Source organism: Paraburkholderia sp. IMGN_8 (assembly GCF_038050405.1).
Lineage (GTDB): Bacteria > Pseudomonadota > Gammaproteobacteria > Burkholderiales > Burkholderiaceae > Paraburkholderia.
In genome coordinates, this window is sequence record NZ_CP150901.1 from 2,455,805 (window position 1) to 2,471,062 (window position 15,258).

16 protein-coding genes are annotated in these 15,258 nt (G+C 63.2%); 7 read left to right on the forward strand and 9 right to left on the reverse strand.

Features of this window, described 5'->3' with window-relative positions; all coding sequences use genetic code 11:
- Positions 1–8: 8 nt before the first annotated feature.
- Positions 9–764 carry a DeoR/GlpR family DNA-binding transcription regulator gene (locus WN982_RS32115; RefSeq protein WP_341316056.1) on the reverse strand — a complete coding sequence of 252 codons (756 nt, stop codon included), beginning with the start codon at positions 762–764 and terminating at the stop codon, positions 9–11.
- A 165-nt stretch (positions 765–929) separates the two neighbouring features.
- On the opposite strand from WN982_RS32115, the gene WN982_RS32120 reads away from it, so the two are divergent.
- Both WN982_RS32120 and WN982_RS32125 read left to right on the forward strand, forming a co-directional pair.
- On the forward strand, positions 930–2,492 hold the full coding sequence (locus tag WN982_RS32120) for an AarF/UbiB family protein (protein ID WP_341316057.1): 1,563 nt from the start codon (positions 930–932) through the stop codon (positions 2,490–2,492).
- A gap of 113 nt (positions 2,493–2,605) precedes the next feature.
- The gene (locus WN982_RS32125; RefSeq protein ID WP_341316058.1) at positions 2,606–3,478 is read left to right on the forward strand and encodes a DMT family transporter; all 873 of its coding nucleotides are present in this window, start codon (positions 2,606–2,608) and stop codon (positions 3,476–3,478) included.
- A 99-nt stretch (positions 3,479–3,577) separates the two neighbouring features.
- Here the strand turns inward: WN982_RS32125 and WN982_RS32130 are convergent, their stop codons facing one another.
- Complete coding sequence (locus WN982_RS32130; RefSeq protein ID WP_341316059.1) at positions 3,578–4,492, reverse strand: hypothetical protein; 915 nt, start codon at positions 4,490–4,492, stop codon at positions 3,578–3,580.
- A 470-nt stretch (positions 4,493–4,962) separates the two neighbouring features.
- On the opposite strand from WN982_RS32130, the gene nadE reads away from it, so the two are divergent.
- Positions 4,963–5,823 (forward strand): ammonia-dependent NAD(+) synthetase, encoded by an 861-nt coding sequence (gene nadE, locus WN982_RS32135; RefSeq protein WP_341316060.1) that lies wholly within the window; start codon positions 4,963–4,965, stop codon positions 5,821–5,823.
- A 69-nt stretch (positions 5,824–5,892) separates the two neighbouring features.
- Here the strand turns inward: nadE and WN982_RS32140 are convergent, their stop codons facing one another.
- From WN982_RS32140 to WN982_RS32155, 4 genes are all read right to left on the reverse strand, one after another.
- Positions 5,893–6,159: an RNA-binding protein gene (locus WN982_RS32140; RefSeq protein ID WP_341316061.1), complete on the reverse strand. Its 267-nt coding sequence runs from the start codon at positions 6,157–6,159 to the stop codon at positions 5,893–5,895.
- Positions 6,160–6,596: 437 nt separating this feature from the next.
- Complete coding sequence (locus WN982_RS32145) at positions 6,597–7,232, reverse strand: hypothetical protein (RefSeq protein ID WP_341316062.1); 636 nt, start codon at positions 7,230–7,232, stop codon at positions 6,597–6,599.
- A gap of 218 nt (positions 7,233–7,450) precedes the next feature.
- Positions 7,451–9,118 (reverse strand): peptidase S1, encoded by a 1,668-nt coding sequence (locus WN982_RS32150; RefSeq protein ID WP_341316063.1) that lies wholly within the window; start codon positions 9,116–9,118, stop codon positions 7,451–7,453.
- A gap of 204 nt (positions 9,119–9,322) precedes the next feature.
- Positions 9,323–10,882: a S53 family peptidase gene (locus WN982_RS32155; RefSeq protein WP_341316064.1), complete on the reverse strand. Its 1,560-nt coding sequence runs from the start codon at positions 10,880–10,882 to the stop codon at positions 9,323–9,325.
- A gap of 313 nt (positions 10,883–11,195) precedes the next feature.
- Between WN982_RS32155 and WN982_RS32160 the strand changes: the two genes are divergently transcribed.
- Positions 11,196–11,705, forward strand: a complete 510-nt coding sequence (locus WN982_RS32160; protein WP_341316065.1) for a DUF1993 domain-containing protein — start codon at positions 11,196–11,198, stop codon at positions 11,703–11,705.
- A 73-nt stretch (positions 11,706–11,778) separates the two neighbouring features.
- On the opposite strand, the gene WN982_RS32165 is transcribed toward WN982_RS32160, so the two are convergent.
- On the reverse strand, positions 11,779–12,099 hold the full coding sequence (locus WN982_RS32165) for a YnfA family protein (protein ID WP_341316066.1): 321 nt from the start codon (positions 12,097–12,099) through the stop codon (positions 11,779–11,781).
- A gap of 146 nt (positions 12,100–12,245) precedes the next feature.
- Here WN982_RS32165 and WN982_RS32170 point away from each other — a divergent pair, with 146 nt between their 5' ends.
- Entirely contained in the window at positions 12,246–12,419 is a 174-nt protein-coding gene (locus WN982_RS32170) for a DUF1289 domain-containing protein (RefSeq protein WP_341319486.1), read from the forward strand.
- 13 nt (positions 12,420–12,432) lie between these two features.
- Here WN982_RS32170 and WN982_RS32175 read toward each other — a convergent pair whose 3' ends face one another.
- Complete coding sequence (locus WN982_RS32175) at positions 12,433–13,062, reverse strand: LysE family translocator (protein ID WP_341316067.1); 630 nt, start codon at positions 13,060–13,062, stop codon at positions 12,433–12,435.
- A gap of 154 nt (positions 13,063–13,216) precedes the next feature.
- Between WN982_RS32175 and WN982_RS32180 the strand changes: the two genes are divergently transcribed.
- Positions 13,217–13,684 carry an Lrp/AsnC family transcriptional regulator gene (locus tag WN982_RS32180; RefSeq protein WP_341316068.1) on the forward strand — a complete coding sequence of 156 codons (468 nt, stop codon included), beginning with the start codon at positions 13,217–13,219 and terminating at the stop codon, positions 13,682–13,684.
- A 65-nt stretch (positions 13,685–13,749) separates the two neighbouring features.
- Positions 13,750–13,983, forward strand: coding sequence for a hypothetical protein (locus WN982_RS32185; RefSeq protein WP_341316069.1), 234 nt, complete (start codon positions 13,750–13,752; stop codon positions 13,981–13,983).
- Positions 13,984–14,263: 280 nt separating this feature from the next.
- Here the strand turns inward: WN982_RS32185 and dhaK are convergent, their stop codons facing one another.
- Complete coding sequence (gene dhaK / locus WN982_RS32190) at positions 14,264–15,253, reverse strand: dihydroxyacetone kinase subunit DhaK (RefSeq protein ID WP_341316070.1); 990 nt, start codon at positions 15,251–15,253, stop codon at positions 14,264–14,266.
- Positions 15,254–15,258 lie beyond the last annotated feature (5 nt).

The following is a 15,258-nucleotide window of genomic DNA, read 5'->3' on the forward strand; positions in this document are numbered from 1 at the left end:
TCAACCGCTCAGGCAATCAGGATTTCCGGACCGTGCGCCGTAATCGCTTTGCCGAGCGCACGCTCCGGCGCCAGCTCGGTGACCAGATAGCGCGCCGATTCGATACCGTTGATGCGCACCGGCGTCACACGCCCGAACTTCGAATGGTCGGCAACGATGACCACCGTGTCGGCGGCGGCGATCATCCGGCTGCGCACTTCGGCGGCCATCCGGCTGTAGTCGGTCAGGTAGCCGTCCGGCGAGATGCCGCCCGCGCCGATGAAAGCGAAGTCCGTGTGGTACTGCGTGAGTTGATGAACGGTGTCGAGGCCGAAGGTGGCATCTTCGATATCCGACAGTTCGCCGCCGAGCAGCGTCACACGGTTGTCGTTGCGGCGGCCGAGCAGCAGCGCGATGCGCCAGTCGTTCGTGTACACCGACAACCGATGCCGGTCAAGCAACGCACGCGCCACCGCTTGCGTGGTGCTGCCCGAATCGATGATGAGCGATGCGCCGTCCGGCACGAACTCGGCCGCGCGTTCGCCGATCGCCCGCTTGGCGCCGGCGTTGGCGGCTTCGCGCGTATCGAGGTCGGGCTCGCGCCGGTCGCTCGACAGCGCGCCGCCGTGGGTCGTAACCAACAGACCGCGCCCGGCCAGCGCGTTCAGATCGCGGCGGATCGTTTCGCGCGACACGTTCAATTCGCGGACCAGCTCGGCCACTGAGAGCGCGCCGGTTTTGGCAACTTGCGCCAGGATGTATTGGTGACGTTGTTCTGCGAGCATCTATTGAGGGCCGGGAGCCGGCACGCTTGGGTTTCGCCACGATTGGAGAAGGCCGGCGTATTGTATTACGCGTGGCGCGGGGATGCTCCCATTGACGCGCTTCCCTGCTAACCTGAACGCCCTTGGCCGCGTGTCGACGTCACGCGGCCGCCAATAGAACCGCCGATGCCGCCACTGTTTCGCCGCTTACTGTTGCTGTTCCACGCGCTGCGTTATGGCGCGCGCCTGATCTGGCTCGCCGCCCCGTCCGATCACAAACTGCACTGGATGATCGAACTGGTCAGCCGTGTGCACGCATCCGGGCGCAGCCGCGAGAGCCTGCATGGCCTACTGCCGGCGCTCGGTCCATTGGCGAGCAGCTTCGCACAGACGTTGGCCGAACGTCCCGAACTGGCGACAGGCACCTTGCACGAGGCCATCGACGCGATCGATCACCTCGAAACTCCGCTTCCGCCCAAGGAATCCGAGCAGGCCTTGACGCGCGCGTTCGGTCGGCCGCTAACCACGATCTTCAGTGCGGTCGATCTGGTGCCGGTGCGCGGCGGCTTTGCCGAACAGACGCATCTTGCGCGGCTCGCGGTGCCGGTCAACGGTCATAGCGAAGTGTCCGTCAAACTGGTGCGCGCCGATCTGTTGCAACAGATCGGCGACGAACTCGCGCTTTTGCGCTGGGTCGCGCGCTGGCTGGAAAAGTTCTCCGGCACCGCACGCCGGCTGCAACTGCGCGCGCTAGCCCAAACGTTTTCCGACGACATCCTGCGCCGCTTCGACCTGCGCGCCGAGGCCGCCAACCTGAGCCAGACCGGCCATCATTTCGACGGCGACACGCGCATTGCCGTGCCGGCCGTGATCTGGGACCTGTGCACCAATGAAACGCTGACGATGCAGCGCATCAGCACCTTGCCGGCCAGCGATCTGCCCGGTCTGCAAGCGCACCGCATCAAACTTGCGCCGCTCGCCGCGCATATCGTCGAGGTGGTGACCGAACAGGCTTTCGAGCACGGCTTCTTTCACGCGACCCTCGACTCGCGCCGGGTACGCGTGAGCGTCGAGCCGGACACGCTGGGGCGCCTCGTGCTCGCCGAATTTTCGATCATGTCGAGTCTATCGACCGAGGAGCGCGAGTTCTTCGTGCATGGCGCGACCGCCCTGTTCGACCAGGATTACGGCAGGCTTGCCGAACTGCATCGCGACGCCGGGCACGTGCCCCACGACACGCGCGCCGAAATGCTCGAAGCGGAACTGCGCACCCGCGCGGAAGCGCATTTCGCGGCCGCTCCCGAAGACCGCTCGGCGGGCGCGCTGTTTCATCATCTGCTGCACGCGGTGCAACCGTTCGACGGCGCCGTGTCCGGGCGCCTCGCCACCGCGCAGCGCTCGTTCCAGCAGGCGGAAATGCTGGCGCGCGCGCTGCATCCGGGCGTCGATACGTGGAATATCACGCGCAGTGTGCTGGCCGGCATCGCGCGGCGCGACCTCGATCATCGCGGCTGGATCAAGCGCATTTCGCGCGAACTGCCGCATCTGGCGCATATGCTGCCGCGCGTGCCGCAACTCGCCGTTCGATACCTGCAGCACGAGCATGATCGCGCTCGCACGCCGCGGCAGAATACTCAGTTGATGGAGGAACTCGGCCGCGAATATCGGCGCACGCGCGTGTTGTTGTGGGCGTGCGCGGTATGCGGCGGCGTGCTCGGCGCGGGTACGGTGCTGTTGCTGATGTGGTGAACCTGCGGCGGCAGGTGGCTTAAGCGTACGCCGGCGATTGCAGCTTCGAACAAGACGCGCTTCGCGCGCCTCGGCAAGATGGCGGACTTTCGCATTCCCACCGCCGAAGCTCGATGCTCGCTACCTTTGCCGCCGCCGTGTTCGTCGTGTTGTGGTCGACTGGTTTCGTGGTCGCCCGGGCGATCACTCCGTATGCCGATCCCAATCTGTTTCTGCTTGCGCGCTTTGGCGGCACCGCGTTGCTGTTCGCATTGGCCGCGTTGCTCGCCCGCGCCGCATGGCCGACCGGCCGCGCTCTCGGCAAGCATCTGGTGGCGGGCGCGCTGCTGCAAGGCGTCTATCTCGGCGCAGGCTATTGGGCGGTCGCGCAGGGCTTGAGCGCCGGCGTGATGGCCTTGCTCGGCGCGCTACAGCCGCTGGCGACGGCAGCCGTCGCCGCGCCGCTGTTCGGCGAGCGGCTCTCGCGGCGCGGCTGGGCAGGAATGGCGCTCGGCCTCGTCGGGGTCGCGCTGGTCCTCGAACCGAAACTGGCCGCCGCCACGCCGCCGACGCCGCATGGCGACGCGCCGCCCTGGCTGGTGGTGCTCGTCTCGATTCTCGCGGTCGGCGCGATTACCGCGGGCACGCTGTTTCAGAAGACTTCGCTCGCGAAGGCCGACATTCGCAGCGCAAGCGCGGTGCAGAATTTCGGTGCGGCGCTTGTCGCGGTGATTTTTGCGCTCTCGCTCGGCGAGCATCGCTGGATTGCTTCGCGGACGCTGTGGACCTCGCTGGCGTGGGGCATCGTGATGCTGTCCGGCATCGGCGTGACTTTGCTGGTGTGGATGGTCCGGCGCGGAGACGCCGCGCGCGCCACCGCGCTCGTGTTTCTGGCGCCGCCGCTGGCTGCGCTCGAGGGTTATCTCGGCTTCGGTGAAACGCTGCTGCCGGTACAGATCGCCGGTTTTGCAGTGGCGCTGGCGGGTGTGTTGCTGGCGCGCTCGTGAGCCGTTGAGTGACGTACGGGCCGTTCTCCGTTGGTCGCCTCTCGCCCTTCCACCCTCTCACAAGATCGACACGTTCGATACTCGCGCGATACCCGCTAATTAGTCTGCCGTGTCCGCGCCGGCCGGCACTTTTGCTCGCGCCTTGGTGCCGGGTCCCGGCGCCCACGCCGGGCGATTTTTGCGCCCCGAATCCACCACGACGACGTAGCGCCCCGCCCACGGCGTCACCTGGCGATCGCTTTTCAACACCCACAGCGATTTGCCGGACGCGACCAACTCCATATATTCGGCGTCGAGAATACCGTAATGATCGAGGAACGCGTTGAGCGACGCGGGAATGCGCACGCTGCCCTTCGAATGGCGAATGCCGAGCAGCGGCTCGAGCCGGTCGGGGTCGGTTGCATGCATCTGGAAGCGCATCTGCGACATACCGCCCTTACCCCAGCCGCGCTCGCCTTGCGCCCAGCCGAGATCGAAGATCCTCATATCGCGCTTGCCATAGCCGCGGATGTGGTTCTCGTTCGTCGTGCCTTCGGAGCGGAAGTCCATGTTGGCGGGAGTATGTTCGAACACGCCAAGCGGCGTGATGAAGTGATCGTACTCGCCGGGCCGGCCGGTCGCGACGAGCGACGCGCCGATCATCTGCCAGGTATCGGACGGAGTCGCGCGAAAGTAGATGAACAGCACCTGCACGTTGGCGTTGCGATCGACCAGCACGACATACTCGCCCGACAGGTTGCCGAGGACCTTCTCCCCGAGCGCCGTTTGCAGACGGTCGGCGTAGGCGCGCTGCTCCGCGGCCGGCACTTTCAGCCGACGGGCGACCTCTTGAGCGAACACGCCCCGAAACAGTAACGCCCGGCGCGGGTCGACCACGCCGACCGCATCAGACGCGACAATATCAGACGCGTCGATCCGCGGCGCCGGACGGTCCGCCGGCGCGGGGGCCGCGATTGCGATGCTGCATGACAAGGCGCAGAAGAAGGCGCTCACGGCGCGCGTCAGATAGCGCATCAAATAAGCTACGCGCGGAGAACGCGGCGCATAGGGTGAAGATGGCATACAGGCCACTTCGTGCCGACGATCTACCGAAGCGGAAGTCATGCGGTCCGGAACAGGCTGGCCAGGCCGATTAGGGTAGTTCATCGCGAATTTGAGCAAACCTGCTTATTATTGACTGCCCGCCAGCTCATGCGGCGTACGGATACTCGACGATATTACTAAGCACATCGCAATCTGTCGATGAAGAATCGGCCGGCTTATCAAAATCGCCATAATATTCGTCCATTTTTGACGATTCTCAAACCGATTTAACGGCACATAACAAACTGTATTTAAGGCCGATATTGACAATAAACCCGATACTGATGTGTCACAGCATGCCGGCTGAACCGGCACGCTTATGGCTACGCCGCTCGCGCATTTCGCATGCAAGCGCACATCGTTTGACTTTGACACAATCCTAAATGGAGGAAGAAGAAATCATGGCGCAACAAGACCCAAGCGCACGCCAGGCACGCATCGCCGCGGAAATGCACGTCGGCGCGGACTTCGACGCTGCGCAGGAAATCGAGCGCCGCATCGTCTTTCTGGCGAACTATCTGCGCAGCAACGGCCTGAAAACCTATGTGCTCGGAATTAGCGGCGGTGTCGACTCCACAACAGCCGGGCGCCTCGCGCAACTCGCGGTCGAACGGTTGCGCGCCGAACATTATGACGCCCGCTTTGTCGCAATACGCCTGCCCTACGGCATTCAAAAAGATGAGGCCGACGCGCAGCAGGCATTGCAGTTCATTCTCGCGGATGAAAATCTCACCGTCGACATCAAACCAGCTGCCGATGCGATGCTTGCCGCGCTGAACACGAGCGGCGTGCTGTTTCCCGACGACTCGCAGCAGGATTTCGTTCACGGCAACATCAAGGCCCGCCAACGGATGATTGCGCAGTACGCGGTGGCGGGCGCACGGGCCGGCGTAGTGATCGGCACCGACCATGCGGCCGAATCGGTCATGGGTTTTTTCACGAAGTTCGGCGACGGCGGCGCCGACGTGCTGCCGCTCGCCGGTCTGACCAAGCGTCGCGTGCGCGCGCTGGCCGGCGCGCTAGGCGCCGCCGAAGCACTGGCGCACAAAGTGCCGACCGCCGACCTCGAAATGTTGCGTCCGCAACGGCCGGACGAAGACGCATATGGCATTCCGTACGACGATATCGACGACTTTCTGGAAGGCAAACCGGTGAGCGATGCCGCGCGCGAAACGATTATGCGTTTTTATGACGTCACACAGCACAAGCGCGCGTTGCCCTACACGCCGTTCGATTGGCCGGTGCAGACAGGCGGGGCATGAGAGAAGAAATGTGACAAACTGGGTGCGCTTGTCACGCGCACCTGGTTCGAGAAAGGCGGCAGCGGCTATTCAGTTCGCGGTGGGCGGTTCGTCGCTGAACAGATCGGCGCTCGCCTCGAGCGCCAGACCGCCCAAATGCTTGCCGTGAATCTGCCGCGCGATCACTTCGCCCACATACGGCACTTGCGCGTCCAGTTCGACGGTGGCGTACGCGCCGGGTTTGCCGGCGTCGACCACATCGACATGTTTCGCGTAATGGCCAAGCTCGCGCTTGAGGAATTCCCGTACTTCCTGCTCGCTGCACGATTCCGCGATGTTGCGCACGATCAGGTTCATGCCGGCTACCCTCGGTGCGCGCGGCGGTCCGCACCGCGGCCAGCGGTATGCACGCGCACCGGTCGCAACGCCGCACGCTGTTTTGCCTGAGTTGCGGCGAGTTGGCGGATAAATGCAGCGCCGGCGGCACCCAATGCGGCCAACGACAGATAGAAGGCAACCATTTAAATCTCCCCTTCGAATTTCGTCCTGTTTTCAGGATAGCCACAATCGACAGCAAAAGCGATGCGACACAATGTCGTGAAAACGACTTAAAACATCCGTTAATGCACTGTACCTGAATAAGCACCGGCAAAAATACAAAACAAATGCATATTCAGCGGTAGAGGCCCGGCGCGAGTGCCGAACGTCGATACCGGATGCACAAACCGAGCCGTGCCACGCGTCGAAACAGCCATCCTGCGGGGGACGGGCGTCGTGCGCAGCGGCGCCCAGCCTCATGGCGCGCTTTCGCGTTCCGAGCCGGTGGCGACATCGAGACGGCTCACGTCGCAAGACGTCTGACTGAAGCCCGAATAAACCACGGACCAATTGCCGACAATTGCAGCTTGCGCTTCCGCGAGGCTCAGTTTGCCCTCGCAGACGCAGCGCTTGAGCATGACCGCCGCGCGTGCCTTGCGGCGCTCACCCTGCTGGCCTGCCCATGGCAAAAGATTGAGATTGGAAGGTGCGTCCGGCGAGCCGCCGAGCTCGATCGGCACGCGCCGATCGAGCGCGAAGGCCACACCGCTGTCGGCATCGATGCCGCGCGCGGCGAGCATTCTGTCCTTGTGCGCCATGAGTTCGTCGAACGGAGGCGCGACAGTATCCGCATAGCCGGGGCGGCAAATGGTTTCGCCTACCGATTGCTGCGTGACGCGCTCGTCGAGCATCGCGGCATCCTGGGCACGGGCTTCGCCGATACGCAAAGCGAGTACCGCGGTGAAGCCGAGCGCGACCGCTAAGCGCCTTCGGCGTGTAAGACGCGCGGGGCCGCACTGACGCTCGAGCGTCGACGGAATTGCCTCATACGTACTGTTGGTTGCGCCGCCGCGATGGTTGCTGCGACGCCTGTCTACAATGGCTGCGTTCATTCGTCGGCGCGCCGGGAAACGGCGCGCAATAGTTCAATTCGCAGGTCAATTAAAACATATTCAATATAAGACTGTAAAAAATGCCCTGCTCGCTCGCACCGTGAAGCGCGCGCTGCAGGGCGTTCAAAGACTCAGGTTCGCGGCTTGTCTGGCACGAATGCATTTCACAACACCGCTCCCACGCACCGGATAGCGACGACGTACCCGGCGCGAGCCGCTCACCCGCCGGCCGGCCGGGCAACGCGAGCCTGCAATGCGCGGATGCGGAACAGCGCCTGGCTATTGGACACCGTCGCGTCGTACATTTTCGCGAGATCCGCTTTAAGCGCGGTTCGCGATCCGCCGTCGAGATAGACCATGTGACCCGACGGATAAAAGCGCGCCGACAGGTTTTGCCGGACCTGCTGACTGAGAAGCGGCATCTGCTGCAGGTCCAGCACCGTCTGATAGAACGGCGTGACGAAATCGAAAAAACCGTTCGCCGATAAAACCTTCAGATCGGGATTGAGCGCCATCACTGCGGCGAGGTCGCCGGCGGTGTACAGAATCACGTTGCCGTTCGCGTCGAGACCCTTCTGCGCGCCGGTCGGGTCGATGTGGCCGAAGTCCCAGAACTTGAACGCCTGATCGTTGAGGTCGGTGAACGACGAATTCGACGTGTATTTCAACTGCTCGTTCAGATACACGTTCCACATGGTCGTGTAGACGCCGGAGACGGCCGTCATGGTCGGATCGTTGCCGCCGGAGTTCGGATCGATCATGCCGGCGATGCCGGTGTCGATCGCCGTCACCCGCCCGTCATACGCGCCGAGCGCGAGGCCTTGCGATTTCAGGAGCGTGGTCAGGAACAGCGAATTGCTGCGGCTGTCATACGACGCAATATCGAGGCTCCAGGCGAGCAAGGTGGTGGTGTCGATGCCGGTGTATTCGCTGAGCTTTTCGACCGTTGCCGAATCGGTAGTCGGAAACTTGCGCAGCGCCGCCAGATAGTCGGTGCGGGCGAACTGCGCCACTTCTTCGGCGAACGTGCCGAGATCGGTAGGCCGCGGCGCGATGCCGAGCTTCTTGTGATACCACGCGTCCGCAGCCGCAGTGGGCAACGCGCCGACCGGATTGCCCGACTGCGTGTAATCGAGAATCGACGATTGCAGCGTGATGCCGTTCAGATCGACGCCGTCTTCATGCAGCCGGTACGCCAGCACGCAACTGCGCGCGGTGCCGTACGATTCGCCGAACAGATACTTCGGCGAATTCCAGCGATTGTTCTTCGTCAGAAACCGCTTGATGAACTGCTTGATCGAGTCCGCGTCCTGGTCGACGCCCCAGAAGTCGCGGTTCTTCTTCGGCGCGATGGCCGCCGAGTAGCCGGTGCCGACCGGGTTGATGAACACGAGGTCGCTCTTGTCGAGCAGGCTGTCCGGGTTGTCTTCCATCGAGTACGGCGCGGGCGGCGTAAAGCTCGGCATCGACGTCTTGATGCGGCGCGGCGCGAACGAGCCGAGCAACACGAACACCGCCGACGAACCCGGCCCGCCGTTATAGAAGAAAGTCACCGGGCGGGTTTCCTCCTTCTGGTTGTCCTGCGTGAACGCAACGTAGAACATCCTGGCTTCCGGCTGCGAACTGCTCGGATCGACAATCACGAGGTGACCGGCAGTCGCCGTGTAGTTGATCTTGTGCCCGCCGATTGTGACCGAATGGTGCGTGATCGCGGCTGTTTCAGCGGTTTCGGTGACGGAATCGTCCGGCCCGTTGCCATAGGCGACCGGATCGAAAAATGGCTGGTCGCCGGCGTTGGGCGGCGCGCTCGCCGCAGCTGGCGCGGGCGCCGCATGAGAATTGTGTGACGACGGCGGACTAACGGAAGCTGACTCGGTGTTTGTCATGATCGCTCCATGGATTCGTTAACGTCTCGTTAACGTCGTTGACGTCTTGTGTTGTCTTATCTCGTGTGCCTCTTGAAATGCACCCGTAACGCTTGCTGGCCGACACGGCGCACATCGCTCGTTGTTACCGGGCGTGGACGGCTCGCAACCACCTGAGCGGGCCACCACCCTACCACTGCCCGAGCCGATCCGCCGCTCACCAGACTATAGTGCTGCCGCCACCTTCTGACCATTGGGACTGCCGAGTCCCGTGCACGCGTCCCAGCCTACCGACGCGGCAAAACTGCCGTTGTTGCCTTGCGTGATGTCGTTGCAGGCATCCGTGGCCTTATACAGCTTCGGGTTGATGAAACCGGCTGGTTGTCCTTTCGCCGCATTGATGCGCGCAATCAGCGCCGCCCACAGCGGCGCGACCGCACTCGTGCCGCCGACCACCGTTTGCGTGCCGTCGATCAGGACGCTGTAGCCGGTGGCAGGAGATGCGTCGCCGGCGACGTCCGGCACGCCGCGCCCGCTGAGCGGCGTCTTGCTGCCGTCAGAACTCGTCGACGATAAGCCTCCTTGCCACACCGGCACCGGAAACGCCTGGCTCACGCCACCGCCGCCCGCACCGCCACCGGGGCCGTCGTTCCACACCACTTCGCGCGAGATCGACGTGCTCGACGCGGTCACGCTCGTACCGCCGCACGCCAGCACATAAGGGCTCGACGCCGGGAAGTCGACGTGATCGCCGCCGCCCAGGCCGTCGCTCGAGCCGCTGTCGCCCGACGCGGCGCACACGGTCACGCCGAGCGTCGCCGCCGCCTGCAGCACGCTGTTGAAAGCCTGCAGCGACTGGCTGGTCCAATTCGACTCGGGCCCGCCCCAGCTGATCGAGATCACCGAGGGCTTATTGGTCGTGTCGTGCACCGCGCGGCTCACCGCGTCGATGAAACCGGCATCGCTGTTCTGCGTGAAATACACCGCGATCGTCGCGCCCGGCGCAATCGCGCCGACGATTTCGATGTCGAGCGTGACCTCGCCGTCCGGGCCGCTTGGGTCGCCGGTCGGCTGGTTGCTGCCCTGGTCGACGCCGACCGGCTTGACCGTCGGCGAGTGGACGCCGAGGCTCGCGAAATAGCTTGTGAGGTCGGAGCTGACGTAGCCACCGCCGAGTTCGATGATGCCGACGCACTCGCCGCTGCCGTCGCCTTGTGGGAACTGATAGAGCGACGCGAGCTGCGGCGGCGTAAAGGAAACCTGCGGCGATCTGGCCGGCTGGAACGGCGGCCGGATGCGAAAGTGCGGCCGCGCCTGCGGCCGGTTGTCGAGACCCAGCACGGCCTCCACCACGCCGTGCAGATCGTCCGGCACGCTGATCGTGCCGGTGCGGCCGCGGAACTGGCCGGCCGAATGATGCTCGTAATGCTGCAGCTGCACACCGAACGCGGTCTGGAATTGCGCAATCGTGCCGCTCAGCAATACTGAGCGCGCCGCCGGATCTTCTCGCACCACCGTCAAGCCATGCGCGTCTGCAAAGGCTTTCACTTTGGCGATGTCGTCCGGCGCCGCGCCGTAATCCTTTGCAAACGCCTCACGCGACAGTGGTTTGACGCCCGGATCACCCGCCTCGATCTTGCTCATCAACGCATTGAACTGTGCTTGCTGCTGACGGCGCAGCATCACGAAAACCTCGATCCGTTCAGCGGGATCGCATTGCCCTACGACTTTCGAACCTTGCTCTACCGTGCGCTCGCTGCCCGGCAGCGGATGCTTGTTGGCCATGGTACCGACTCTCCTGTTAGCGTGACGGCGCGGACCGCTGGAATACCCAGGCAAACCCAGCCACGGCACGCGCCTGCACAATCTCCCTACCTCGAACCGGCGGAGGATTGCTGTTTCAAGAACTCCGTCAAGCCGTCCGACAAATGCATTCGACCACAGTTCCGGCATGCGCGGCAGTTGTCCGAATGGCTAACGTCGCGCCTCGTCAATTCGCATCGTGCACTGCTCGCGCTATGATGCTGCAGCGGCAATCCAGCCGTTACATTGCCTCGCGCGCCGCCCGCGCGCACGATCGAAGAATCAGAGGAACCCCATGTCCATTACGATGTATCAAGCATCACTGCCCGTGCTGGTGCGCGGCCTGACCAACCTGCAAGCCATTCTCGGCAAAGCCGAAGCACACGCTGCCGAGAAACAGATCGACCCGTCCGTGTTCACGAACGCCCGGCTCGCTCCGGACATGCTGCCGCTGGTGCGCCAGATCTATATCGCCAGCGACACGGCCAAGGGCTGCGCCGCACGTCTCGCAGGCGTAGAAGCGCCGAAGTACGAAGACGTCGAACAGACCTTCGACGAACTACATGCTCGCCTTCAAAAGACGATTGATTATCTGAAAGAATTCAATGCGGAACAGATCGACGGATCGGAACAACGGAGCATCACGCTGAAAATGCGCACCGGCCCGATCGAGTTCACAGGGCTTTCGTACCTACTGGGATTCGTGCTGCCGAACTTCTATTTTCACGTCACGACGGCTTACGACATCCTCCGTCACAACGGCGTCGAACTCGGCAAGCTCGACTATCTGGGCGGCATCAAGTAAGCGGCGTGCGCGCTGCTGCGTGAGAGGTGCGCGATCGGTGCGCAATGGGCACATGAGCATCGCATGAGCAATGTCAAACGCGCGGCTGGAAAGCGATGATCGCCATGCCGGCCAGCGTGAATGCGACGCCGGCCGCATCCCACAGCGTGGGGCGCACTTTGTCGACGCACCATAACCACACGATCGCCACAGCGACGTAGACACCGCCGTACGCCGCGTAGATGCGGCCTGCGGCGGTGCCGTGCAGCGTCAATAGCCAGGCGAACAATGCGAGGCTGAGCGCGCCGGGCACCAGCAGCCAGACAGAGCCACCCTCCTTCAGCCAGCGCCACGGCAAATAGCAACCGACAATTTCGGCAACGGCGGTCACGGTGTAAAGCAGAAAAGTTTTCATCGATAGAAGGAAGCGAGTGGTTGAGTGGCCGCGTGCGTATGTATGCATTTGCGCGTCCATCTATCGGCTTTATTAACACAATCACTTTGCGCGTGGCCATAGCCCATGCGACAGTCGCGGCAACTATCCCCTATTCACCGCACCTTATGAGCATCGAATCACCCTGTATCGACATCTGCAAGTTCGACGGCAAGACCGGCTTCTGCATTGGCTGTTTGCGCACCCGCGACGAATGCAAAAGCTGGAAGAAGATGAAAGACAAGCATCGCCGGACAATCATCGAGGACCGCTCGCGGCGCGAGCATAAATTGAGCAAGTGAGCCGCGGGGAAAATCAGTCCAGCGACAACCGCAACGCGAAGCCGATCAGCGCCGCAGAGAAAGTCCAGCGCTGCAGCGTTTGCGCGAGCGGATGAGCGCGCATCCAGCCGGCGATGCGCGCGGCGCCGATCGCGTACATGACGTCGAAGCACACGCCGATGGCGAGCAGCACCAGACCCAGTTCGATCATCTGCAACGCCACCGGTCCGGCCTCCGGACGCACGAACTGCGGCAACAGCACCGAGCAGAACAGCAGCGCTTTCGGGTTCAGCAGATTGGTCAGCAAGCCCTTGACGAAATCGGCACGCAACGGCCGTGACTCGGTGCTCGCCGCGCCGCTTTCAGGCAACGCGAACACCGGCGAGCGAAAGATCTGGATGCCGATCCACGCGAGATAAACCGCGCCGCCGTAGCGCACCACTTCGTATAGCCACGGCGCGCTGCGCAACAGCGCGGCCACACCGCATGCCGAGAGCGTGACGTGCGTCGCGCGCGCCACCCCGAGGCCGCCGGCGGCAGCGAAGCCGCTGCGCACGCCGCGTCCAATACTGGTTTGCAGAACCAGCGCCATGTCCGGTCCGGGCACTGCGTAGACGACGAACAGTGCGGCCATATAGACGATCAGAAGATGTGCGGAAATCATAGGAGCCTCGCGTTTCAAGGCCTCTATGTTGCTATCGTCGATGGAGGGTTTGCTGGCGAACTACATGGCCGGATCCATAAAATTTGGAGGAATGCGCTAATATTTGCCTCTTAATCCATGTTTCCCGCTAGCCCAAAATCAACGACGAAAAGCGATGACCACCGAGCTCGATAAAACAGACCGCGCGATCCTCGCCGCGCTGCAAAGCGACGGCCGCATGTCGAATGCGCGGCTCGCCGAAACGGTCGGCCTGAGCGAGACGCCATGCGCGCGCCGTCTCAAGCGGCTGGAGAACGACGGCTATATCGATCAGTACCGCGCAATGCTGTCGCGGTCCGCGCTTGGCTTCGGCGTGGTGGCGTTCGTCTACGTGCGCTTTGCGGTGCACGACCGCGCCGTAGCCACTCGCTTCGAGCGTGAAGTGCAGGCGATTCCGCGCATTCTGGCGTGCCACAACGTGTCGGGCAGCGCGGACTACATCCTGCAGGTCGTCGCGCGCGATCTCGACGACTACGGCACATTCATGCGCGACGAGATGCGCAGCCTGCCGGGCGTGACGTCGGTGGAGTCGGCATTGTCGTTGCGCGAAGTGAAAGCCAACGGCGGCTTGCCGCTGTCCTGAATGCCGTCGTGGCATAGTCACCCATTTGATACGGCGCGAGCCGACCAGACGAACACGGAGTTTTCATGGATCACGAACAGGCGCGAGCCGAAGAAACCGCGGCAATGGAGCGCGTTTTGACCGCCACCAGGCGGGTGCAGTCCGCATTTGCTTCGCTGCAATCGCAATTCCCGCCTGCCGGCAGCGGCAAGCCTTCACAGTTCGCGTTGCAAACCTTCGACGCCGCATTGCAGGAACTCGAAGACGCGCAAGCCGCATTCGACGGCCTGCTCGGCGATCTGCTTGACGGTAACCGTTGAGTGGCATAGCCGGCTCTTCACTGCATAGCCGCTGCGTGGGACGCGGGCGGCGGTCGTCTCAAGTTTCCGCTTGGGGCACCGCCGCGTTATTTGGAGGCGTCCGGCGGGCTTGACCGTTAGTTGCGCCCAATGAAGCAAAGCCGAAGCCACCCCACCTTCGCCGGCGAAAGCACGACGGCGAATTTGTTCATCGCGAGGCCGCCGTCTACGCAGGAGACGTCGCCAAAATACAGTTCTCCCGTAGCGTCACTGCAGACGCACCGATGGCGATCCGCCTCCCCTACATACCCCAGCGCAATCCCGGCGTATGCACTGCGCTATCCCAGTGGCGCTTCATCTCATCGTCGAGCACGCACAGCGTTATCGAGGCACCCGCCATTTCGAGCGAAGTCGTCAATGCGCCGACCTGCGCACGGGCGACCTTCAGACCGCGCTGCTCCAGCCACACACGCGTGGAGTTAAAGAGCAGATAAAGCTCGCCAAGCGGCGTGCCGCCGAGCCCATTGACGAGCACTAGCAACTCCGCGTCAGCCGCCGGCTTCAGGTCTTCAGCGATCGCCGTGAGCAATTCGCCCGCGATCGCGTCGGCCGGCGCGAACTTCGCGCGCCGCCGGCCGGGCTCGCCATGAATGCCGACGCCCACTTCGATTTCATCGTCGCCGATCTTGAACGTCAGCGTGCCGGCCGCCGGCACCGTGCAACTGGTGAACGCCACGCCCATTGACGCGGTGCGCTTGTTGATCCGGTCGCCAAAGGCCTTGCATTGCTCGAGGTTCGCGCCGCTCTCGGCCAGGCTGCCCACCAGCTTTTCGACGATCACCGCGCCCGCGACACCCCGGCGCCCCGTCGTGTAACTCGAGTTTTCGACGGCCACGTCGTCGTTGATCAACACCATCGCGTTCGGCACCTCGGACATCTCCGACGCCATTTCGAAGTTCATCAGGTCGCCGGAGTAGTTCTTCACGATGAACAACACGCCCGCACCGGTATCGACGGCCCTCGCGGCGGACATCATTTGGTCCGGCGTCGGCGACGTGAAGATCTGCCCTGGACAGGCGGCGTCGAGCATCCCATAACCGACAAAGCCCGAATGCAGCGGCTCGTGCCCCGAGCCGCCGCCTGAAATCAACGCGACCTTGCCGTGCTTCAGGTCCTTGCGGCGCACGAACACGGGTTCATTGTGGAGCACCACTAGGTCGCTATGCGCGGTGGCGAATCCCGCCAGACTCTCGGCGAGAAAGTCGTCCACATGGTTGATGAATTTTTTCACGGTTT